Annotated in this window: 25 protein-coding genes, 1 tRNA gene and 1 pseudogene; 10 read left to right on the top strand and 17 right to left on the bottom strand. The window is 56.3% G+C overall.

The genetic code is table 11. The features are described 5' to 3' along the window. Nucleotides 1-140: 140 nt before the first annotated feature. The 6 genes and pseudogenes from ABI171_RS21205 (at nt 141) to ABI171_RS21180 (ending at nt 2,965) form a co-directional block, all read left to right on the top strand. Nucleotides 141-311, top strand: coding sequence for a hypothetical protein (locus ABI171_RS21205; RefSeq protein WP_348094539.1), 171 nt, complete (start codon nt 141-143; stop codon nt 309-311). Further along, nucleotides 308-1,198: a baseplate J/gp47 family protein gene (locus ABI171_RS21200; RefSeq protein WP_348094538.1), complete on the top strand. Its 891-nt coding sequence runs from the start codon at nt 308-310 to the stop codon at nt 1,196-1,198. Before ABI171_RS21205 ends, ABI171_RS21200 begins: the two co-directional genes overlap by 4 nt. 11 nt (nt 1,199-1,209) lie before the next feature. Beyond that, a pseudogene (locus ABI171_RS21195) lies at nt 1,210-1,455 on the top strand (phage tail protein I); the annotation flags it as partial. 133 nt (nt 1,456-1,588) lie between these two features. Then, entirely contained in the window at nt 1,589-1,705 is a 117-nt protein-coding gene (locus tag ABI171_RS21190; protein WP_348094537.1) for a GpE family phage tail protein, read from the top strand. 14 nt (nt 1,706-1,719) lie between these two features. Further along, complete coding sequence (locus ABI171_RS21185) at nt 1,720-2,214, top strand: hypothetical protein (RefSeq protein ID WP_348094536.1); 495 nt, start codon at nt 1,720-1,722, stop codon at nt 2,212-2,214. Beyond that, nucleotides 2,117-2,965, top strand: a complete 849-nt coding sequence (locus ABI171_RS21180; protein ID WP_348099342.1) for a contractile injection system protein, VgrG/Pvc8 family — start codon at nt 2,117-2,119, stop codon at nt 2,963-2,965. Before ABI171_RS21185 ends, ABI171_RS21180 begins: the two co-directional genes overlap by 98 nt. A gap of 679 nt (nt 2,966-3,644) precedes the next feature. On the opposite strand, the gene ABI171_RS21175 is transcribed toward ABI171_RS21180, so the two are convergent. Next, nucleotides 3,645-4,337: a DUF1496 domain-containing protein gene (locus tag ABI171_RS21175; RefSeq protein ID WP_348094534.1), complete on the bottom strand. Its 693-nt coding sequence runs from the start codon at nt 4,335-4,337 to the stop codon at nt 3,645-3,647. A gap of 191 nt (nt 4,338-4,528) precedes the next feature. Here ABI171_RS21175 and ABI171_RS21170 point away from each other — a divergent pair, with 191 nt between their 5' ends. Next, nucleotides 4,529-5,035 (top strand): tyrosine-type recombinase/integrase, encoded by a 507-nt coding sequence (locus ABI171_RS21170; RefSeq protein ID WP_348094533.1) that lies wholly within the window; start codon nt 4,529-4,531, stop codon nt 5,033-5,035. Nucleotides 5,036-5,199: 164 nt separating this feature from the next. On the opposite strand, the gene ABI171_RS21165 is transcribed toward ABI171_RS21170, so the two are convergent. From ABI171_RS21165 to petA, 6 genes are all read right to left on the bottom strand, one after another. Then, nucleotides 5,200-5,275, bottom strand: a tRNA-Thr gene (locus ABI171_RS21165). Nucleotides 5,276-5,300: 25 nt separating this feature from the next. Next, entirely contained in the window at nt 5,301-5,810 is a 510-nt protein-coding gene (locus ABI171_RS21160) for a ClpXP protease specificity-enhancing factor (RefSeq protein WP_348094532.1), read from the bottom strand. Between the two features lie 84 nt (nt 5,811-5,894). Continuing rightward, on the bottom strand, nt 5,895-6,506 hold the full coding sequence (locus tag ABI171_RS21155) for a glutathione S-transferase N-terminal domain-containing protein (protein WP_038485359.1): 612 nt from the start codon (nt 6,504-6,506) through the stop codon (nt 5,895-5,897). Nucleotides 6,507-6,588: 82 nt separating this feature from the next. After that, the gene (locus tag ABI171_RS21150) at nt 6,589-7,368 is read right to left on the bottom strand and encodes a cytochrome c1 (protein WP_348094531.1); all 780 of its coding nucleotides are present in this window, start codon (nt 7,366-7,368) and stop codon (nt 6,589-6,591) included. A gap of 29 nt (nt 7,369-7,397) precedes the next feature. After that, nucleotides 7,398-8,801 (bottom strand): cytochrome bc complex cytochrome b subunit, encoded by a 1,404-nt coding sequence (locus tag ABI171_RS21145; protein WP_348094530.1) that lies wholly within the window; start codon nt 8,799-8,801, stop codon nt 7,398-7,400. A 3-nt stretch (nt 8,802-8,804) separates the two neighbouring features. Then, nucleotides 8,805-9,425, bottom strand: coding sequence for a ubiquinol-cytochrome c reductase iron-sulfur subunit (gene petA / locus ABI171_RS21140; protein WP_348094529.1), 621 nt, complete (start codon nt 9,423-9,425; stop codon nt 8,805-8,807). Nucleotides 9,426-9,719: 294 nt separating this feature from the next. On the opposite strand from petA, the gene mscL reads away from it, so the two are divergent. The 3 genes from mscL to ABI171_RS21125 all read left to right on the top strand — a co-directional run bounded on the left by mscL (nt 9,720) and on the right by ABI171_RS21125 (nt 11,638). Next, a complete protein-coding gene (mscL, locus tag ABI171_RS21135) occupies nt 9,720-10,130 on the top strand; it encodes a large conductance mechanosensitive channel protein MscL (protein ID WP_348094528.1) in 411 nt (136 codons plus the stop codon). 249 nt (nt 10,131-10,379) lie between these two features. After that, nucleotides 10,380-10,910, top strand: a complete 531-nt coding sequence (locus ABI171_RS21130; RefSeq protein ID WP_348094552.1) for a sigma-70 family RNA polymerase sigma factor — start codon at nt 10,380-10,382, stop codon at nt 10,908-10,910. Next, nucleotides 10,910-11,638 (top strand): anti-sigma factor, encoded by a 729-nt coding sequence (locus ABI171_RS21125; RefSeq protein ID WP_348094527.1) that lies wholly within the window; start codon nt 10,910-10,912, stop codon nt 11,636-11,638. Before ABI171_RS21130 ends, ABI171_RS21125 begins: the two co-directional genes overlap by 1 nt. 68 nt (nt 11,639-11,706) lie before the next feature. Here the strand turns inward: ABI171_RS21125 and clsB are convergent, their stop codons facing one another. The 10 genes from clsB to ABI171_RS21075 all read right to left on the bottom strand — a co-directional run bounded on the left by clsB (nt 11,707) and on the right by ABI171_RS21075 (nt 21,265). Further along, entirely contained in the window at nt 11,707-12,870 is a 1,164-nt protein-coding gene (clsB, locus tag ABI171_RS21120; RefSeq protein WP_348094526.1) for a cardiolipin synthase ClsB, read from the bottom strand. A 275-nt stretch (nt 12,871-13,145) separates the two neighbouring features. After that, nucleotides 13,146-13,952 carry an endonuclease/exonuclease/phosphatase family protein gene (locus ABI171_RS21115; protein WP_348094525.1) on the bottom strand — a complete coding sequence of 269 codons (807 nt, stop codon included), beginning with the start codon at nt 13,950-13,952 and terminating at the stop codon, nt 13,146-13,148. A gap of 20 nt (nt 13,953-13,972) precedes the next feature. Further along, nucleotides 13,973-14,443, bottom strand: coding sequence for a dihydroneopterin triphosphate diphosphatase (gene nudB, locus ABI171_RS21110; protein ID WP_348094524.1), 471 nt, complete (start codon nt 14,441-14,443; stop codon nt 13,973-13,975). Between the two features lie 254 nt (nt 14,444-14,697). Next, on the bottom strand, nt 14,698-16,500 hold the full coding sequence (gene aspS / locus ABI171_RS21105) for an aspartate--tRNA ligase (protein WP_348094523.1): 1,803 nt from the start codon (nt 16,498-16,500) through the stop codon (nt 14,698-14,700). Between the two features lie 101 nt (nt 16,501-16,601). Next, complete coding sequence (locus ABI171_RS21100) at nt 16,602-17,252, bottom strand: DUF502 domain-containing protein (RefSeq protein WP_348094522.1); 651 nt, start codon at nt 17,250-17,252, stop codon at nt 16,602-16,604. A gap of 56 nt (nt 17,253-17,308) precedes the next feature. Beyond that, the gene (locus ABI171_RS21095; RefSeq protein ID WP_348094521.1) at nt 17,309-17,692 is read right to left on the bottom strand and encodes an FmdB family zinc ribbon protein; all 384 of its coding nucleotides are present in this window, start codon (nt 17,690-17,692) and stop codon (nt 17,309-17,311) included. 161 nt (nt 17,693-17,853) lie between these two features. Next, a complete protein-coding gene (locus ABI171_RS21090; protein ID WP_348094520.1) occupies nt 17,854-18,915 on the bottom strand; it encodes a spermidine/putrescine ABC transporter substrate-binding protein in 1,062 nt (353 codons plus the stop codon). An 86-nt stretch (nt 18,916-19,001) separates the two neighbouring features. Then, a complete protein-coding gene (locus tag ABI171_RS21085) occupies nt 19,002-19,499 on the bottom strand; it encodes a DUF2059 domain-containing protein (RefSeq protein WP_348094519.1) in 498 nt (165 codons plus the stop codon). A gap of 73 nt (nt 19,500-19,572) precedes the next feature. Beyond that, entirely contained in the window at nt 19,573-20,361 is a 789-nt protein-coding gene (locus tag ABI171_RS21080) for an ABC transporter permease (RefSeq protein WP_348094518.1), read from the bottom strand. Continuing rightward, entirely contained in the window at nt 20,354-21,265 is a 912-nt protein-coding gene (locus ABI171_RS21075) for an ABC transporter permease (RefSeq protein ID WP_348094517.1), read from the bottom strand. Before ABI171_RS21075 ends, ABI171_RS21080 begins: the two co-directional genes overlap by 8 nt.

Genomic DNA, 21,265 nt, shown 5'->3' with positions numbered 1-21,265 from the left:
ATGAAGCGGCAAAACAGCGCCGCCCGGAACGCTGGTCAGGCGAAACGCGGAATTGGCAATTGAAGGACGAAGTATGGCTCAATCCTGAACGGGAAGAGCATGAAGAACTAAAGATTGCAGCATGAAGCGACGCGACATCTTTGTTGACAACTACCGCTTACGCTGTCCTGCGCTGGGAGCGCCGCATTGCCTTGACCGGCATGCAACTGCAACGCGGCACTGATGGACAGGCCACCTTGCTCCTGGACGGCGTCACCAATGCACAGGGCGTCCAACTGGATGTGCCTGTTGGCTCCGGGGCTGCATTATGAGCGCGGCTATCGATCTGTCGCAATTGCCGGCACCGAACGTCATCGAGCCGCTGGACTTTGAGACTATTCTGGCGGAGAACTTGGTCGACTTGGCAGCGCATGGCGTCGATATGGAGGAATTGACGGAATCCGATCCCGCCATCAAGGTACTGCAACTGAGCGCCTACCGTGAGCTGAAGTTGCGCCAACGCGTCAATGAGGGCGGACGTGCCCTAATGCTGGCCTATGCGAAGGGCACGGACCTAGACCAGATCGGCGCCAACATGGACGTACCGCGCTTGCAGATCTGGCCGGCAGATCCCGACAAGGGTACTGCCGCCGCCATGGAGGAAGACGAAGACTACCGCCGCCGCATCCAATTGGCGCCACAAGGCATGTCCGTCGCAGGCCCTGAAGGCGCTTACATTTTCCACGCCCTGAGCGCGGACGGCCGCGTGCGCAACGCGACGGCCACCAGCCCATCGCCCGGCCATGTGGTCGTCGCTATCTTGTCGCACGAAGGCGACGGCACACCGTCGCAGGAGTTGTTGGATATCGTCGCCACGCGTATGGCTGAAGACGGCATACGCCCACTGACCGACTATGTCCAGGTCCACGCTGCCCAAGTCGTCCGCTACCAGGTGCGCGCCAAGCTGTATAGCTTCTCTGGCCCAGACCCGTCGGTGGTCCTGGCCGAAGCCGTCAAGCGCATGCAGAAATATGCCAAGGACGCACACCAGCTGGGCCGCGTTCCTACCCATTCCGGCATCGATGCGGCGCTCCACGTGCCTGGCGTTGAGCGCGTCATTCTGTCGTCGCCGACCGACGACCCGGAAATTTCCAAGCTGGTCGCGCATTACTGCGAAGACATGCACATCGAGTACGCTGGCATTTGGGGCAAAGCATGAGCAAGAAAAAGATGAAATCCCTGCTGCCGCCGAATTCGACGCCACTGGAACGGGCGCTGGAAGCGGTCACGGCGCGCATTTCAGATGTGCCGGTTCCGCTGCGCACGCTGCACAACCCGGACACCATCGATATCAATTTGTTGCCCTGGTTAGCCTGGCACTGGTCGGTCGACAGCTGGAAATCGTACTGGACGGAAGAAGTGCGACGCGCCCGCGTACGCAACGCCATGAAGATCCACCGCCAGAAGGGAACGGCCATCCGACCCTGACCGCGCACGAAGTCGCCGGCATGGACCCGGCGGACCTGACCGAAATCGGGGCGGAGGTGGCCGTTTTTTTGGTGAAGAAAGCCGATCGGCTGGCGGCCTTCCGGACCGAGTAGAAGATCCAATGGCCGACATTGCGGTGGTGTTTCACTGGCCGCCGCAGGCCATGGATGAGTTGGACATAGCGGACTTGATGGCCTGGCGCGAACGCGCCAGGGTGCGCAGCGGCGCGGAAGAATAGGATGACTATAAAAAATGAGCGACAAGCAATTGCGGTTACAGGTGGTCTTTGCGGCGCTTGATAAGCTGACCGGCCCCTTAAAGAAGATCACAGGGGAATCATCCGCTTTGGGCAAAGCCATCAAGGCCAACAATGACAGACTGAAAGAACTGAACGCCCAGCAGAAAGATGTTGGGCGTTTCCGCGAACTCAATACCGGCTTGCAGGCCAGCTCTGGCAAGCTGCGCGAGACGCAGCAGCAGATTGCCGCCTTGGCGCAGAAGATGCAGCAAGCGGCGCAACCCACACGTGCCATGACCCGCGAATTCAACGCCGCCGTGAAATCGGCCAGCGCCTTGAAGCTGGCCGGCCAGCAGCAAGGCGAACAAATGCAGATCCTGCGCTCCCGGCATTGCCGACGCGTTGCGCAATGTGCCAGTGAAGCATCTGGATCAGACCAGAGAGAGCGACGCGGCTTTCCTGCGCAGGCTGGGCAAGAAATACGATGCGGCAGCGACTGTGAAAAATGACACCCTGCTATTCATGCCGGCGGGTCGCAGCAAGACAGCGTCAGGCCGCGACCTGCCTTTGATTCAGATCAGGCGCAACCTTGGAGACCGGCACCGATACCATAGCGCCGAGCGCGACAGCTACAGTGGCGTGCGTGTCTTCTGGCATGACGACCGGCACGGCCTGCGCCGCAGTGTGGTGGCCGGCGTGCCAGGCAACAGCAAGCGGCTGCGCACGACCTACGCCAGCGAGGCCGACGCCCGTGCCGCCGCCGTCGCTGAATGGGGCCGCATCCAGCGTGGCGCGGCAACCCTGGAATTGTCGCTGGCAATTGGTGACCCGACGCTAATGCCACAATCGCCTGTGGAAGTCGTTGGATTCAAAACTGATATCGATAACCAGGACTGGCTAACGGCCAAGGTTAGGCACAGCATCAGCGATGCCGGTTTTACGAGCGGCATCGAGTTGGAGACGCGCACAGAGGAAGCGGAAGTCGAGCGCGAGGATGAAGTCGACCCAGATCCTGGTATTACCGGCGTGTACGCCAAATGGCGCAACGTTGCCAACAAGAAGACCGGTCAGGAATTTGCCCCTTCGACCGGCAAGGGCAAGAATACGGCGCCGGCCGCTGGCGCGATGGTTAGTACTAAAACGCTCCAACACGTCTACGCCAACAAGCAAACGGCCGCACGCGCTGCAAAACTTGAATGGGGAAAAATTCGGGAGCGGCGCCAGGTCATCAACGAAAACAGAGAAGGAAAAACGAGTTGATCGCCATGGCGTCGTTACGCGCATCAGTAGTGACTTTATCTGATAATTTGCGCCAGATTACGAACTTCCGCTATCGACCCGAAGCGGACCTTCGCTGATTAATAGGTACGTTTCCAAGTACTGGAATCGTGCAGGTGCAACTTAACAACCAAAGAAATGAAAGTCGTGACGATGGAGATAATGAATGCAATTGCATTGATAGCATTTGGCGTTGATTCGAATTTATGACTAAGCCAAAAAGCAGACCAAGGGATTACTACGCCCAATAACATTAGAATTAGGTGAAGGAGGTTTCGGAAAAATCGTACAATTTTAGATGCGGGGCGCGCCTTTTCTAAAGACCGGCGAGATAGCAATGCAATCGGAAGCGGAATTCCTGCAATTATGCCCAAGCTGATATTAATCAAAATTCCCAAGCTTTTCCCCCAACACTCCGAATTATTGCTATGAATCGCCATCAGTTTTGCAGACACTTTCGACCGTCTGCAATTGGCCCAGGCTGTGTAAAAACTCGAAAAGAAATCGCCGACCAGAAAATCGGCTGCTTAAAACGGCCACCATACAATTTTCTCGATATCGGCAAGGGTGTCCCTACCCATGAATTTCTATTAGATTTACGTTTTTACACAGCCTCGGCCGATTACATACTATCGGCTACAGGTAAAATAAACACGTGGTTTTATCTCCCCCGCTTGCTACTGCCCCACATAGCTGGTGCTTGGTCATTCGATGTCATACATTCTTGCATACTGCCTGATACAGTCTTCACGGTACTGCCCACGGAGTAAATTTTGTTTTCGAAGTAGCATTTGTTGTCTGCTGCGTTTAGCGATATTGTCGCCGCGCCGGCTGTAGTCGGCATTTTGTACAACAGCCAACCACATAAACCAATGCAAGCAGCTAGAGCAAATAATTGCGCCCGTGCCGCTCTTTGTAGACGATTGAAACTGGCTGACTTCTCGGCGCATCCCAAACAGGTCGCTGGCGTATGGACTATTGTTGGTACTTTCTCCGTAACCTGTTCTGACGCCATCACATCCATGCCTGTCGCCTCTGCCAACGATTGGTTAAGCAGGTCCATCGCATCTTTGTAATTGTCCAACGGGACTTCTTTTATGGTCTCGACACCGAATTCATTTTTGATGACGTTGTACACGTCAAATTTATTCAATCCGCTGGCCGCGACAACCTCTTCGACTTTCGCAAAAATTGCCTTGCGCTGAAGTCCCGTCAAAACCTTAATCGGCTTCGGTTCGACTTCATCACTCCCCCTGCCAATAATCTGCACTATATTATTTAGTCTAGGTGCTTCGTTTACATTGCCGATAACAGCTTGCCCAACATTCCCTTTGAATTCTGTTCCATCTGCCATTCTTGGTATGTCCCCTATGCCATACATTGCATTACGTTAAATTCGCTGACGAAATTCGTCTTCTGAAATAATCTCGATCTCCATCGACCGCGCCTTATTAAGTTGTGCAGATCCGGCCAAGGAACCTGCAACCAATACATCAAGTGTGGCGCTAAAGGTTGTACGTACTTGCCAGTTACGTTTACGATGAAATGTTTGCAATCGTCTGGAAGGCCGCTGACGTCCCGTTGCAAGAAACGATGGACCTGACCTACCTGACTGGCGCCAGACCGTCTGACGTCCTCAAAATCGACGAGCGCGATCTTCGGGAAGGCTCCATAGAGGTACAGCAAAATAAGACGACAAAAAAACAACGAATTGCGATTGAAGGCGAACTCGCTGTACTGATCGATAGAATCTTGAAGCGCAAACGTGCCATCACTAATGCCGTTGTGTCGACCCGGCTACTGGTTAATGAGACAGGACAACCATTGACCTATTTCGCATTACGCTCACGTTTTGACAAAGCACGCGAAATTGCAAATATTGAAAAACTGGATTTTCAGATTCGTGATCTACGGGCGAAAGCCGGCACCGACAAGACAGATAGCAGCGGTGATATCCGGCAGGCTCAAGAACAGCTAGGCCACGCAAGCGTTGTGATGACAGAGCATTATGTGAGAAAACGTCGGGGTGACAAAGTGACGCCTACTAAGTAAGCACCTACCAAGCCGCAATTTTTGCGGCTTTTTCTTTGCCCGGAACAGTCCAAAAATGCCGGCGCCGGGAAGCTCACGGAGCGGGAAAAATAGGAATTGCGGAGCAAAACCCCTTTTGCGGAGCAAAAGAAAAAGGCCCACATCGCTGTGGGCCTTTTAGATATTGGTGCTGGCTGCAGGACTTGAACCCGCCACCCCCTGATTACAAGTCAGGTGCTCTACCAGATGAGCTAAGCCAGCTAAACTGCGAAGACGGCAATTATACCTATTTAATTCTGGTTAGGGTAGGTCTTCCACCTTTTTTTGGTGGTTCCGGATCTTTTTCCGGGCCTGTTTCGGCTGGATTCGGTTTTACAACGCCGCTTGGCGACGGCACCGAGGTCAAAATCGGCGTCACTGTGGCTGGCGGTTCGCTGTTGAGCTCTTGCTCGGCAGCGGCTTCGCTGATATCCGAGTCGGCCGGGGCCGACGGTTCGAATGCCATGCCTTGGCCGTTTTCACGCGCATAGATGGCGATGACGTTTTCTACCGGCACAGAGATGTCACGCGATACGCCGCCGAAACGGGCGCTGAAATTGACGAATTCATTGTCCATTTTCAGACCGCTGGTGGCTTCGAAACTGATGTTCAATACGATCTCGCCGTTCTTGACGAATTGCATCGGCACCCGCGTGTGCGCATCTACCCTGGCCGCCAGATACGGGGTATAGCCATTGTCGGTGCACCACTCATAGATGGCGCGCAACAAATACGGTTTGGTAGAGGTCTCGGACATGGGTAAAAGCTGGTTCGGTACAAATGATTAAGCAAGGGCTGTCCTGTACTGCCGCAGCAATACAGAACAGTCAACTACTACGTCTTAACGACGCATGACTTTTTCCGACGGCGTCAGCGCTTCGATGTAGGCTGGACGCGAGAAAATACGTTCAGCATACTTCATCAGCGGCGCAGCCGTCTTCGACAGCTCGATACCGTAGTGATCCAGACGCCACAGCAATGGCGCAATCGCCACGTCCAGCATCGAGAACTCGTCGCCCAGCATGTATTTGTTCTTCAGGAACAAAGGCGCCAGCGTGGTCAGACGATCGCGGATTTCAGAGCGTGCCTTGTCGTGGCTCTTTTCTGCTGCTTTGGTTTTTTCGTTTTCCAGCGTGTGCACGTGGATAAACAATTCTTTCTCAAAGTTGAACAGCATCAAACGCGCACGGGCGCGCATCAGCGGATCGGCCGGCATCAGTTGCGGATGCGGGAAACGTTCGTCGATGTACTCATTGATGATATTGGACTCGTACAGAATCAGGTCGCGCTCGACCAGGATCGGCACTTGACCATAAGGATTCATGGTCGAGATGTCTTCCGGCTTGTTGAACAAGTCGACATCGCGAATTTCAAAGTCCATGCCCTTCTCGAACAGAACGAGACGGCAGCGTTGTGAAAATGGGCAGGTTGTACCCGAATAGAGAACCATCATTTTTATAGTTCCTTAGAAACAAAAGGGTGAGACCCGATACGGCTCACCCCAGAACGCATACCCGCAAAATCGCGGGTATGAACTACTTAACGTCTTTCCAGTATGACGCGTTGAGACGCCATGCCAGAACAAAGAACATGCCGAGGAACAGCAGAACCCAGACGCCCAGGCGCTTGCGGGTATTCTGAGCAGGCTCGCCCATCCATTCAAGATAGGAAACCAGGTCGGCGACTGCAACATCGTATTCGACCTTGTTCATCTTGCCTGGCTTGACTTGCTCGAAACCGACAAACTTGTGCTCGGTTTTGCCCGATTCTTTGCCTTCTCCGTGAGGATCCTTTACGTCTTCGTATTTGGCAGTACGAATTCCCTCCAGTTCCCACAAGACGTGGGGCATGCCGACATTGGGGAAGACCATGTTGTTCCAACCGGTAGGACGGCTGTCATCTTTGTAGAATGTACGCAGATAAGTGTACAACCAGTCAGGCCCGCTGCCGGCACTGGAAGCCTTGGCGCGTGCAATCACCGACAGGTCCGGAGGTGCAGCGCCAAACCATTCCTTCGCATCTTTCGGCGCCATGGCGATTGTCATCAAACCGCCGACCTTGTCGGTGGTAAATAACAAATTGGTTTTGATCTGCTCTTCTGTCAGGCCGATATCACGCAGGCGGTTGTAGCGCATGGACGAAGCGGAGTGGCAGTTGAGGCAGTAATTCACAAACAGCTTGGCGCCGTTTTGCAGCGCCGACATGTTATTCCCCTGTGGCGGCGCGGAGTCCAGCGGATAGCCGCCTTCTTCACTGGCAAAGGCAAGCGCCGGCAATAACACCAGAGTCGCCATCAATCTTTTAAGCAATGTCATGTTCTTATCCTTTGGCTTAGCGCGGGTGCTTAGTGCGCGTGATACACAACACGGTCCGGCACCGGCTTGAACGTACCAGCGGCGCTCCACCAAGGCATCAGCAAGAAGAAGCCGAAGTAGATAAAGGTGCAGACCTGCGACACGTAGTTGCCGATGGCCGACGGCGGTTGCACGCCGAGGTAGCCCAGCACCACGAACGTGATCGCAAACAGGATATAGATGTACTTGTGCCAGCTCGGGCGATAGCGGATCGACTTGACCTTGGAATGATCCAGCCAAGGCAGGCCGGCCAGGATCATGACCGAGACGCCCATCAGCACCACGCCGAAGAACTTGGCGTCAAAGATGAACATCGCGCCGATGATCGCCAGGCCGATGACGGTGGCGATGATCTTGATCAGGCTGCTCAAGCTGGATTTCAGCCACAACAACGCAACAAAGGCGGCGACGCCGGCTTGCAGGTAAATGATGAAATCCGAAGTAATCGCGCGCAGGATCGAATAGTAAGGCGTGAAATACCAGACCGGTGCGATATGCGGCGGCGTCTTCAGCGAATCGGCCGGGACGAAGTTGTTGTACTCGAGGAAGTAGCCGCCCATTTCCGGGCCGAAGAACACCACGGCGCTGAAGACGATCAGGAATACCGCCACCGCCATGACGTCATGCACCGAGTAGTAAGGGTGGAAAGGCACGCCGTCCAGCGGAATGCCCTTGGCATCCAGCTTTTCCTTGATTTCAATACCGTCCGGGTTGTTCGAGCCGACTTCGTGGAGGGCAATGATATGCGCCACCACCAGGCCGATCAGAACCAGCGGGATGGCGATGACGTGGAACGAGAAGAAACGGTTCAGGGTAGCATCTGACACCACGTAGTCGCCGCGTATCCACAGCGACAAATCAGGACCGATGAACGGGATCGCGCCGAACAGGTTGACGATCACCTGCGCGCCCCAATACGACATCTGGCCCCATGGCAGCAGGTAGCCCATGAAGGCTTCGCCCATCAGGCACAGGAAAATGCCGACGCCAAACAGCCAAACGAGTTCGCGCGGTTTGCGGTAGGAACCGTACAGCAGGCCGCGCACCATGTGCAGGTAGACCACGATGAAGAAAGCCGAGGCGCCGGTCGAGTGCATGTAGCGCACCAGCCAGCCCCAGGGCACATCGCGCATGATGTATTCAACCGAGGCAAAAGCGAGGGTCGCGTCCGGCTTGTAATGCATCACCAGGAAGATCCCGGTGACGATCTGGATCACCAGCACCAGCAACGCCAGCGAACCGAAGGCGTACCAGAAATTGAAATTCTTTGGCGCGTAGTATTCCGACAGATGCGCCTTCCAGGTGGAAGTCACGGGAAAACGTGCATCGACCCAGTTCAAGGCTTTATCAGCGAGCGGCGCATCGGCCGGCAGCTGCTTTTCGTGGAATGCCATGGTTTAAGCCTCACCTTTCTCGTCTTTACCAATGATGATCTTGGTATCCGACAGGTACATGTAGCGTGGCACATCGAGATTGTTCGGCGCCGGCTTGTTCTTGAAGACACGGCCGGCCAGATCGAAGGTGGAACCATGGCAAGGGCACAGGAAACCGCCTTGCCAGTCATCCGGCAACGACGCCTGTGCGCCCGGCGTGAATTTTGAAGATGGGGAGCAGCCCAGATGCGGGCAGATACCGACCAGCACCAGAGTTTCCTCGTGGCCGACGTGGCCGCGATTGTTCGACTTGTTCTTGCAGTAGTCGGGCAAGTCCATGGTGTAGGGCTTGAGCGACTCGGGATCGGCAACCTCGGAGGCGGTATGTTCCAACCCTTTCAGTTGCTCGGGGGTACGTTTCATGATCCAGACTGGCTTGCCGCGCCACTCGAAGACTTGCATCTCGCCTGGTTTAATGCCGGAAATATCCACTTCCACTGGCGCTCCTGCTGCTTTCGCCCGCTCGGACGGCTGGAACGTGGACACAAAAGCCCCCGCCGTGGCCAGACCGGCCACGCCACCCGCCGCGCATGTAGCGACGAGCAAACCACGCCGACCGGAATCGACCTGCTTTTCGATACTCATACCAACCCCAATCAGTCAAAATACGAAAATTGCACGGAACTTCTAGCAACCCAAGATTATATCGAAGCTGGCGACTGTTTTAAAGGAAATACATGCAGTCAAGTACAAAATCCGTTAATTACATTGAATCTGCCGTTAAATCTGGCACAATTCCCCCAGGAAACAACCAAACCCTCGCGATGGCAGTGTTTCCAAGGGGAGAAAACTAACAAGAATTGACAAATTTATCCTTTTAATCCGGCCGTGATCGCAGTATCTTCCGATTGTTCAACATTATTCAGGAGAATCAGCAAGATGAGCATGATGCAAGAATTCAAGACCTTTGCACTCAAAGGCAATGTAATGGACCTGGCCGTGGGTGTGATTATCGGTGGCGCTTTCGGCAAGATCGTCGATTCCCTGGTACAGGACATCGTCATGCCGGTGGTCGGCAAGATTTTTGGCGGCCTGGACTTTGCCAACCACTACTTCCCTCTGAATGGCCAAAGCGCCGACCTGACCCTCGCTGAAGCCAAAAAAGCCGGCGCAGTGCTGGCCTATGGCAACTTCATCACCATCGCGCTGAATTTCGTCATTCTCGCCTTCGTGATTTTCCAGATGGTGCGCATCATCAACAAATTGCGAAACGCGGAACCGCCTGCACCTGCTGCCGATCCGGAAAATATTGTGTTGCTGCGCGAAATCCGCGACTCCCTGAAGAAATAATCCGGACTGCTGCGACAGCCGCGCAAAAGCCCGCTAGCCCGCTAATCCATAGCGGACTTTTTTATTTTTTGGCCACGCCTGGCATTGCCGGTTGCGCCCCGAGTTACCATGCGGTAATCTGCATATCAACATGTCTGTTTCGGCAACAACAAATCCCCTCACGGCATATCACATGCCTATTAAAAGGAAGTCGAATTGCCCTCCAAAGACTTGCAACCGGAACAACTGAAAATCTGGCTTGCTGCAGTCATGCGCAAGGACGCTGTCGCTTTTCGCGCACTCTATGACGCAACTTCTTCGAAACTGTTTGGCTTCGCGCTGCGTATACTAGTTAAGCGCGAGTGGGCGGAAGAGGTTTTGCAGGAAAGTTTCGTCAACATCTGGAACAACGCCGACAGCTACCAGGCCAGCCTGGCGGCGCCGATGACCTGGATGACCACAATCGTGCGCAACAAGGCATTCGATTTTTTGCGGCGCACGGATAGCGCGGTCGAAATCGACGCCGACACATTTGACAAGGAAGTCATGAACGCAATGGAATGCGCCGACCCAACGCCGTTGGAAGCGCTGCAACTCACTGATGATGCGAAGGCGCTGGCGAACTGCCTGGGGCGCCTTGAGGGATTGCATCGTCAAGCCATTGCCCTGTCCTTTTATCACGACCTGTCGCACAGCGAAGTCGCAGAACAAATGAAATTGCCGATTGGCACCATCAAGACATGGATACGGCGCGGACTAGAACGCCTGAAAACCTGCCTCGGCAAGCTGGGGAGCGTCTGATGAATATCCAGAGCAACCCATCCCTGGTAGACAAACTGGCGTCCGAATATGTATTAGGCACGCTGCGCGGCGGCGCGCGGCGGCGCTTCGAGAGCTTGCTGCGACGGCACGATGTGTTGCGCCTTGCGGTTGTTGAATGGCAGGACCGGCTGTACCCGATGGCGGAACTTGCACCTGTCGCACTGCCCTCTTCGGCAGTGTGGCCGGCGATCGAAGCCAAGCTCGGCTTATCGGGCAAGCCGCAACGCAAGCGCCCTTTCTGGTTTGAGCTGCGCGAAGACATCAGCTTCTGGCGCGGACTGGGCATGGTATCGACTACTGCGGCCATCATCCTGACCTCGCTGTTGCTGACCAAGCAATTGCAACCGCTGCCGGCCGCAGCGCCCGCCCCTGCTTCCTATATTGCGATGCTAAGCAACGATCAGGCGCAACCGATTGCCGTGGTGACTGGTAATGCCCAAGGCGGCCAGTTGACCGTCAAGGTAGTGGCGCCGCAGGCAATCGCAGCCGACAAGAGCCTGGAACTATGGGCGGTGCCAAAAGAAGGTCCGCCGCGTTCGCTGGGCCTGCTGGCGGCAAACGGCAGCGTCACCCTGACATTGCCGGCCAACGCGACACCGCAGTCGATACCGCTGCTGGCGGTGACGCTGGAGCCGAAGGGCGGATCGCCGAATCCTAACGGCCCGACCGGACCGATCGTCTTCAAGGGCGCCTGGGTGCAGATCTAGATGCCGGTAAAAGATGCATCCCGCTGAAGATGATTCGGCGGTGATGCATCGGATCTTCGCTTTTCCCTCTATTCACGGTCACCGATGGTGATGATACGCATCAGCAAACGATATAGAAAGAAAGCGGTACCGTGCCAGGCCCGCGCCTGCCATGACAGGTTGTCGAACGCATCAACTGCGACCGCGTCGCCATCGGCAATGCCGATTTCGATCTGACGCCGCAGCGCGCGGGAGAAATCGGCATCCCTGATCACCACGTTGGCTTCCTGATTCACCAGCAGGCTCAAGCCGTCGAAATTGCTCGAGCCGACCGTCGCCCAATCGTCATCGACCACCGCCACCTTGGCATGCAGGGTGGTTTTGCGGTACTCGACAATCCTGACACCCGCTTTCATCAGTTTCGGATAATACGACTGGCTCACCGCATCCTGCAGGCGATAATGCCCTACTCCCAGCAACAGCGTCACGTCGACACCGCGCCGCGCCGCTTCTTCCAGGCCGCGCCGCAATTTCCGGCCCGGCGCAAAATACGGGCTGGTCAGCAAGGCGCTGTGGCGGGCGTGGCCCAGCGCTTGCAGATAAGCGCGCTGGATGGTGCGGCGGTTGCGCAAGTTATCGCGCAACACCAGGCCGGCCAGCGCGGGGCCATGCGCCGCGCCGCGGAGGCGGGCACGGCTGCGCTTGAATTGCTGGAAGCGCGCCAGCAGTTTCATCTCGCCCAGGCGCATCCATTGCGCTTCCAGTTCGGCATGGATCAACGCCACCAGCGGACCGCTGATGCTCACCGCGAAATCCCAACGCGGCGCCGGCAAGGGCAAGCGCAGGTCATCATCGGAAACCATATCGTCGATGATGTTCAAGCCGCCGATAAAGCTAAGCTGCCGGTCGACCACGCACATCTTGCGATGCATCCTGGCGACGCCGCGCTGGAACCAGGGATTGAAGGCGCGGTACATGACGCCACTGGTGTGAAACTCCTGCTCCAGGGACGCCGAACGCAGGCGGCCCGTACCCAGCCAGTCGGTAATCACCCTGACAGTGACGCCGCGCCGCGCCGCGCGCGCCAGCGCCTGCTGCACCGACAGCGCGGTGTCGTCGGCGGCAAAGATATAGGTTTCCAGATAGATTTCGGTAAGGGCGGCATCGATCGCCGCAATCAGCGCCGGAAAAAAAGCGGCGCCGTTATGCAATAGCGTGATGTGATTATCTGCGCTGAAAGTTACCGCGCGCATGCAGGCCGGCCGGGACGAATCGATAGCGGAACTATCTTCATGAGGTCATCGTTCAAAGGTGCGCCTGCAGGCAGGCAAGGATTTTCTGCAAGGAAGCACGCCGACCACGGCGGTGCTGGTGCAGTGATTCACACTTGTCTGCACATAAAAGCGCGTCTTTTTGCCCCATACGTCGTTGCGCATCCTCGCGATAGCTGACTATCGCTCGGGTGCGCGCCTAGTCTGGAACAAAAATCCGTCACTTTTATTCGTGCCACCAAGTGCGAATCACCACACTAGCGCAGCTTCAGGGTCGCCAGAATCGGCGCGTGATCCGATAACTTGGCCCATTCTGCACCATGCAGGACTTCTGCAGATTCTACCGTAAAGCCGCGCAAGTAAATACGGTCCAGGCGCAGCCACGGGAACGCTGCTGGGAAGGTCCGCGCCGGCTTCAGTTTCGGCGTGCGTCCCATCATTTGCCGCAGATAGGAACCAACGCCGCGCATGACGCCGCCGGTGGCGATACGCTCATCGAATATTTCCGTGACATCCAGCCGCGCTCTCATCAGTTCGCTCAGGCGATTGCCCCAGTCGTTGAAATCGCCGGCGATGATCAAAGGCGCATCCGGCGGCGAGGAACTGCGCACCGCTTCGACCAGGGCCGCGGTCTGACGCCGCCGGCCACCGCCGAACAACCCCAGGTGCACCACATAGCAATGGATATCCGCCGCAGGCGTCTTCAGCACGCAATGCAAAATGCCGCGCGCTTCATACGCATGGTCGGAAACATCCTGGTTGCTTTGCGAGGCGATTTCAAACCGGCTCAGCAAGGCGTTGCCGTGATGACCGTGATCGTAGACGGCATTCATGCCGTAGGCGGCGTGGTGCGAATCGCCTGCCAGGAAATCGTGCTGCGCCTGCTCCGGCCAGTGCGCCGCATGACGCGCCGCCAGCAAGTCGTGCCGGCCTTGCACTTCCTGCAGGAAGAAGACGTCGGCCTGCATTTGCGCCAGCGCCTGCTTCAACGCATGCACGCGTGGCCGGTTTCCCAGCGAGGAAACGCCCTTATGGATGTTGTAGGTGGCGATGCGCAATTTCATGGACTTCAATCTGGTGCAAATTACGGTTTGATGCGACGCGGCAGTTGCAGGATCGCCTCGGCGTTCGACGGCGAAAAACAGGCATCGGCCGCTTCACGATAGGGCAACCACTTGTACTGCAGGTGTTCGCGCGGCGCCAGCGTAATCGGGACCATCCCGGGTACCAGCAAGCCGAACACATGCTCGGTATTTTTTGTCACGCCCGGCGCATAACGGTGACGCCAGACCGGATAAATCTCGTAGACGTTGGATACGTGCCAGTCGCTCAGGTTGGATAGCGGCACAGTACGCTCTGGACCGGCATCGGCAACGATGATGCCGGTTTCTTCTGCGACTTCCCGCATTGCCGTCGCCCCCGGCACTTCGTCTGCAAAGTCCTTGGAGCCGGTCACCGATTGCCAGTAATCCAGCTTGTCGGTCCGCTCCATCAACAAGACCTGCAGGTCTTCCGTATAAATGACTACCAATACCGATTCAGGAATTTTATACATGCAAATAAGCAAAAAATGGCGGTCAAGTCAGCGTGGCTTGAATTCAACAACGATAACGACGGTACCGTCAGATTATCCATACTACGCTATCGGCAAGCGCAGCTGGGTGGGCCGCCGCACATAGCCGGACAGCACAGCAACGGCTTACCATGTGTCAACGCAGGCTCCGCAAAGCACTACTATAAACCGGTTTTGGCGGGCATAAAAAAAAGCGCGGAAAACCGCGCTTTCTTGTTAAAACTTTCAATCCGAAATCAAACCACTTTCGCTTCAGGCATACGCAGACGGATATGCAATTCTTTCAATTGCTTTTCGTCGACTTCCGACGGCGCTTGGGTCAACAGGCATTGCGCGCGCTGGGTCTTCGGGAAGGCGATGACGTCGCGAATCGATTCGGCGCCGCACATCATGGTGACGATACGATCCAGGCCGAATGCCAGGCCGCCATGCGGAGGCGCGCCGTATTGCAGGGCGTCGAGCAGGAAGCCGAACTTGAGTTGTGCTTCTTCGGCATCGATCTTCAACGCGCGGAACACCTTGCTCTGCACTTCTGCGCGGTGGATACGGATCGAACCGCCGCCCAGTTCCCAGCCGTTCAAGACCATGTCGTAGGCTTTGGCGATGGCCTTGCCCGGATCGGTCTCGATGAAATCTTCGTGGCCGTCTTTCGGCGATGTGAACGGATGATGCAAGGCATTCCAACGGTCGCCGTCTTCATCGTATTCGAACATCGGAAAGTCGACCACCCACAATGGACGCCATGTATCGTCGAACAGGCCGGCCTTCTTGCCGAATTCGCTGTGACCGATCTTGACGCGCAATGCGCCGATCGCGTCGTTGACAACCTTGGCCTTGTCGGCGCCGAAGAAAATCAGGTCGCCGTCTTGCGCGCCGGTTTGCTCCAGGATTTGCGCCAGCGCGGCATCGTGCAGATTTTTGACGATAGGCGATTGCAGACCGTCACGGCCGTTGGCCTTCTCGTTGACCTTGATGTAAGCCAGGCCCTTGGCGCCGTAGATCGCGACGAAATGGGTGTAAGCGTCGATTTCCGAACGCGGCATTGCCGCGCCACCGGGTACGCGCAGACCAACTACACGGCCGTTTTCCATGTTCGCAGCGCCGGCGAAGACCTTGAAGTCGACGCCTTTCATGACCGCGGTGAGGTCGGTGAACGCCAGCTTGACGCGCATGTCTGGCTTGTCCGAACCGTAGAGCGCCATCGCGGTGGCGAAGTCCATCACCGGGAACGGGTTAGGCAGGTCGATATCCAGCGCGTTCTTGAACACGCCGCGGATCATGCCTTCAAACATGTCGCGGATTTCCTGTTCCGACATGAAGGAAGTTTCGCAATCGATCTGGGTGAATTCAGGCTGGCGGTCAGCGCGCAAATCTTCATCGCGGAAGCATTTGACGATCTGGTAATAACGGTCGAAGTTGGCCACCATCAGCAATTGCTTGAACAATTGCGGCGATTGAGGCAGCGCGAAGAAATGGCCGGCGTTGACGCGTGACGGCACAAGGTAGTCGCGCGCGCCTTCCGGGGTCGACTTGGTCAGCATCGGCGTTTCGATGTCGATGAAGCCGTTGGCGTCCAGGAACTTGCGCACTTCCATCGTCACCTTGTAACGCAGGCGCAGGTTGTTTTGCATTTGCGGGCGGCGCAGGTCCAGCACGCGATGCGTCAGGCGAGTTGTTTCCGACAGGTTGTCGTCGTCCAGCTGGAACGGCGGCGTGATGGATGGATTCAGTACTTCGAGTTCATGCGCCAGCACTTCAATCTTGCCGGACTTCAGGTTGCTGTTGCCGGTGCCGTCAGGGCGCAGACGGACGATGCCGGTGATGCGCAGGCAGAATTCATTGCGTACCGCTTCTGCGTTCTTGAATACTTCAGCGCGGTCCGGATCGCACACCACCTGCACCAAGCCTTCGCGGTCGCGCAGGTCGATGAAGATGACGCCGCCATGATCGCGACGACGATGCACCCAGCCGCACAGGCTGACGGTTTGGCCGAGAAGTACCTCAGTAGTGAGGCCGCAGTATTGGGTTCGCATGGACATATTCAGTTTTTCGCAGTTCAGATGTTGTACGGATGTTTTAAATTTATGTTGATTCTTGTAAGCAGGAGATTGCCAGCGCAGCTTTATTGCCGCCGCCTCGCCTATGCGCCAGGCGTATGGCCGGTGCCCGGCGGCGTGTCGATGATCAGCTTCTTGCCATTCTGCTGCTCCGGCGCGACCACGCCCATTGACACAATATACTTCAGCGCTTCGTCGACGCTCATGTCGAGTTCGATGGTGTCTTCACGCGGCAGCATCAGGAAAAACCCGGAAGTCGGATTCGGCGTGGTCGGCACATACACGCTTACGTAATCTCCCACCAGATGATTCTTGACATCGCCGCCCGGAATCCCGGTCAGGAACGCAATGGTCCACGATCCCTGGCGCGGATACTGCACCAGCAAGGCTTTGCGGAAGGCATTGCCGGAGGATGAAAACAAGGTATCCGACACCTGCTTGACGCTGGAATAGATCGAGCTGACCACTGGAATCCGCGTCAGCACCGCTTCCCATACCTGGACGATCTGGCGGCCGATGAAATTGCGTGTTGCCAGCCCGGTCAGGAAGATCACCAGCAAGGTCAGGATGGTGCCGAGGCCGGGAATATCATGGCCCAGCAACACCTTGGGCCGCCATTGCTCAGGCAGCAGCAGCAGCGACTGATCCATCGTGCCAATGATCAGGTTCAGCACCCACAGCGTAATTGCCAGGGGCACGAGAACCAGCAGACCGGTGATGAAATATTTACGCATGGCTTTCTTTGTCGAACGTCAACTGCTGTGCAGCTGCGCCGGGTTCAACTTGCTGACTAAGTGATGACCTTATGTTGCCGCTGCCGTGCCGCCGGAATTGCTGCCGCTGGTGCCGGCAGCAATTCCGGCGCAGGTGTCATACTGTTAGCGGCAGGGGCCGCCGAAGCCGATGTCGCTGTTGCAGCGGGAGCAGTCACCGCAGTACCTGCCGGCGATGCTGCTTCGGCAGCGGCCGCCGGCGGCGCCGTCGCTCCCGCGCCGCCACGGAAATCGGTGACATACCAGCCGGTGCCCTTGAGCTGGAAACCAGCCGCAGTGACTTGCTTCTTGAACGCGGCTTTGCTGCAGGACGGGCAAACCGTCAGCGGCTCATCGGACATCTTTTGCAGCACATCTTTGGCAAAACCACAGGCTTCGCAGCGATACGCGTAAATCGGCATGGTGAAACTCCGCAAAAATCATACAGAACCCTGAATTATAAAGGTTTTTTGCGGTGCACACGGGGTTCGGCGACGGCTTGTGGCGGCGGCGCAATGAATTGGCGCTGCCGTCGGCAACTACATTGACAATTTTACATCATCCGAAACGACAAATCCGTGGATCAGCGTGCGCGGATCTCGGTCCAGATGCGGTTGATGGCGCGCCGTTGCTTGCTGTTCAAGTCTTTCAGCATTTCCAGCTTGGCGAAGCCGGCTTTGTCGGGGAAGATCGCCTGGTTATTGGCGATCTCCGGCTTGATGTACTTGGCGGCATCGGCGTTGGGATTACCGGAACCGATCAGATTGCTCAGCTCGGCAGCATTTTTGCCATCCAGCATGAAATTGATGAATTTCAGCGCAAGATCGGGCCGCGGCGCGTCCTTGTGGATCACCATGCTGTCCAGAGCCAGCACCGCGCCTTCTTTCGGCATGCCATGGCGAATACGGAACTTGCGGCCGGCTTTCTGGGCATCGACATCGGCCTGGAAAATATCATTCGAATAACCCTGCACCAGCCAGATATTGCCAACAGTTAATTCTTTGATGTAGCTGCTGCCATTGAAGGCCGCCCAATACGGCTTGGCCTTGATGATGACGTCCTTGGCTTCCTGCCAGTGCTTCCCATCGGTATCATTGGCGGAGTAACCCAGGTATTTCAGGGCTGCAGCCATCAATTCATTGGCGGAATCCAGTACGGTGACCTTGCCCTTGATCTTGGCCAGGATCTTCGGATCGAAGATCGCCGCCCAGCTATCCACCGGAATCCCCAGTTCCTTCATCTTCTGGTCGTTGTAGCCCATCAGGGTCACGGTGTAGGCGTACGGTACGGAATACTTGTTGCCCTTGTCGAAATCGGTATTCAGATAGGCCGGATTGACGCTCTTCAGGTTCGGCAATTGCGATTTGTCGAGCGGCAACAGCGCCTGCTGCTTGATCAGCGCATCCAGCGCATTGCCGGTCGGGACGATGATGTCGTAGCCCTTGGCGCCCGCGGCCAGCTTGGCCAGCATTTCTTCGTTGTCGCCATAATACGTCTGCACCACCTTGCACTTGCAAGAAGCCTCGAAGCGCGCCACGGTCTCCGGCGCGATGTAATTGTTCCAGTTGTACAGGCGCAGTTCGTCGGCGGCCTGGGCCGAGATACTGGCAAACAACAGGGCGGCGATGGCAAGCAGTTTTTTCATGGCTATCCTTGGATCTGATAATGGCAATGCAATCTAAATGACAGGGCGGACCAGGTTCAAAATGAACCGCCGCCCCCTACCCACCGTTACTGGCTCTTTTGGGCTTCTTCCACCGCCTGCTTTATCGCAGCTTGCATCTTCGCCATCATCGGCCCCATCCGGGACTGCATGATGGTCATGGATTTTTGTATCACAACCGGCATCTTCTCTATGTAGGCAGCACCGGCCGGACTCTTGTAAAACGCCGCCAGTCCATCAATCTCATCCTGAGTGAAACTTTCACGGTAAATCTGTAAATACAGAGGACGCATCGTGTCCCAGCTCATTTCTTCCCGCATTACCTGCACCATCTTGGCGGCTATCGACTCGAGGGCTTGCTGCTGCTTGGCATTCAGCGTCTTGCCCTTGGTCGCCATCGCCATGGATTGTTGCATGACCTTGTCGATCATTGGAAATACAGCTTTTAGAGTCTGCTCCGTCTTCATTGAGACCAGCAAATCGTCGATCGAGACATCGCTCGGCGGCGCTGCATGTGCTGCGGTTGTTAGAAAAATTGCAAAAAACAGGAAGAAAAAACGCCGCATGACTAATCCAGTACAGGAAGGTGAAACGGTTAAATTCAATATCAGGAACGGCCGGAAGCCGCCCCGCTTTCGTCTAGCTTGAACGCAACGCGTTGGGCGCAAGCTTGGACGCGATGATTATAAGCAGCAGCGTCAGTCCCATCAACAAGGTCGAGACGGCATTCACTTCGGGCGTGACGGCAATCTTGATCATTGAATAAATCTGCAGCGGCAGGGTGGAAGCATTGGCGCCGGCGGTGAAGAAGGTGATCACGAAGTCGTCGATCGACAAGGTGAAGGCCATCAGCGCGCCAGCCACCACGCCCGGCATGATCAGCGGTAAAGTCACCAGCCGGAACGCCTGCATCGGCGTCGCGCCGCAATCGCGCGCCGCTTCGGTCAGGCTTTCATCCATGCCGGACAAGCGCGAACGCACCACGATGGCGACAAAGCCGATGCAAAACGCGATGTGCGCCAGCGTGATCGACAGCAGGCCCAGCGTGATATTCAGCATCACGAAGAAAATCAACAAGGACACGCCGACCAGGATTTCCGGAATCGCAATCGGCGTCAACACCAGTAGTGGCAGCAATTTGAGTTTGTAGCGGTGCATGGCAAAACCGGCCATAGTGCCGAGCAAGGTTGAGGCCGCGCTGGCCACCAGCGCGATCATCAGCGAGTTGCCGGCGGCTCGCAGCATTTCGTCGTCATGGAACAGCTTTCTGTACCAGTCCAGCGTAAAGCCGACCCACTCGGCATTCAGTTGCGAGTCGTTGAAGGAATACACCACCACGATAATCAGCGGCACATACAGGAAGGCATAGACGAACAGCGCCACCAGCCACAAGCCGAGCGAACGCCGCACTGCATTCAGCTTAGCCATGGGTTTCTCTCCTTGGCCTTGCCACTAGCACCGCAATGCCGGCAGCGATCAGCGCCGCCACCGTGAGGACGATGGACAGCACGCTGCCGAATGGCCAATCGCGGGTTTCCAGGAATTGCTGCTTGATGACGTTACCGATCATGTCGCTGCCGGTGCCGCCCAAAATGTCCGACACCGCAAAAATCCCCAGCGCCGGAATGAATACCAGCGCCGCGCCGGCATACACGCCAGGCAAGGAGAGCGGAAAAGTGATGCGCCAGAAGCGTTGCCAGGCCGATGCCCCCAGATCCTGGGCCGCATCCACCAGCGCCGGATCATGCTTTTCCAGATTGGCGTAGAGCGGCAAGACCATGAACGGCAGATGCACATAGACCAGGCCGACGATCACCGAGAACGCGGTAAACAACAAGCGCACCGGCTCGATGCCGACCAGCCCAAGCACATAGTTGACCGCCTGCGTCAGGCCGGATTGCGGGCCGAGGATAATCATCCAGGCGTACACGCGGATCAGGAAATTGCTCCAGAACGGCAGGATCACCAGCAGGATCAGCAAGTCGCGATATTTCTTCGGGCTGCGCGCAATCAGCAGCGCCAGCGGATACGCCATCAACAGACAGCAGCAGGTAGTGATCACCGCGTACATCAACGACTTGAGAAAGATTGCCGTATAGATGAAATCGGAAGTGAAACGCTGGAAATTTTCCAGCGTCAGATTCAGCTTGCCGACTTCATCAAAAATTGGCGCCAGGCCGCCGTAGTCGCCGGCATAGCGCACCGACGCAAATACCATGATCAGGCTGGGGATGGCGAAGAACAGCAGCAAATAAAACAGCGGCGGGCCGCTGATCAGCCAGCGCGCCAGGCGGCCACGGTCGGCTGGCTTGGATAGCGGCTTATTACTCAT

This window comes from Collimonas sp. (assembly GCF_039923675.1).
Lineage (GTDB): Bacteria > Pseudomonadota > Gammaproteobacteria > Burkholderiales > Burkholderiaceae_D > Collimonas.
The sequence above is the reverse complement of the archived record's forward strand: the minus strand, read 5'-3'. Positions and strand labels throughout refer to the sequence as shown.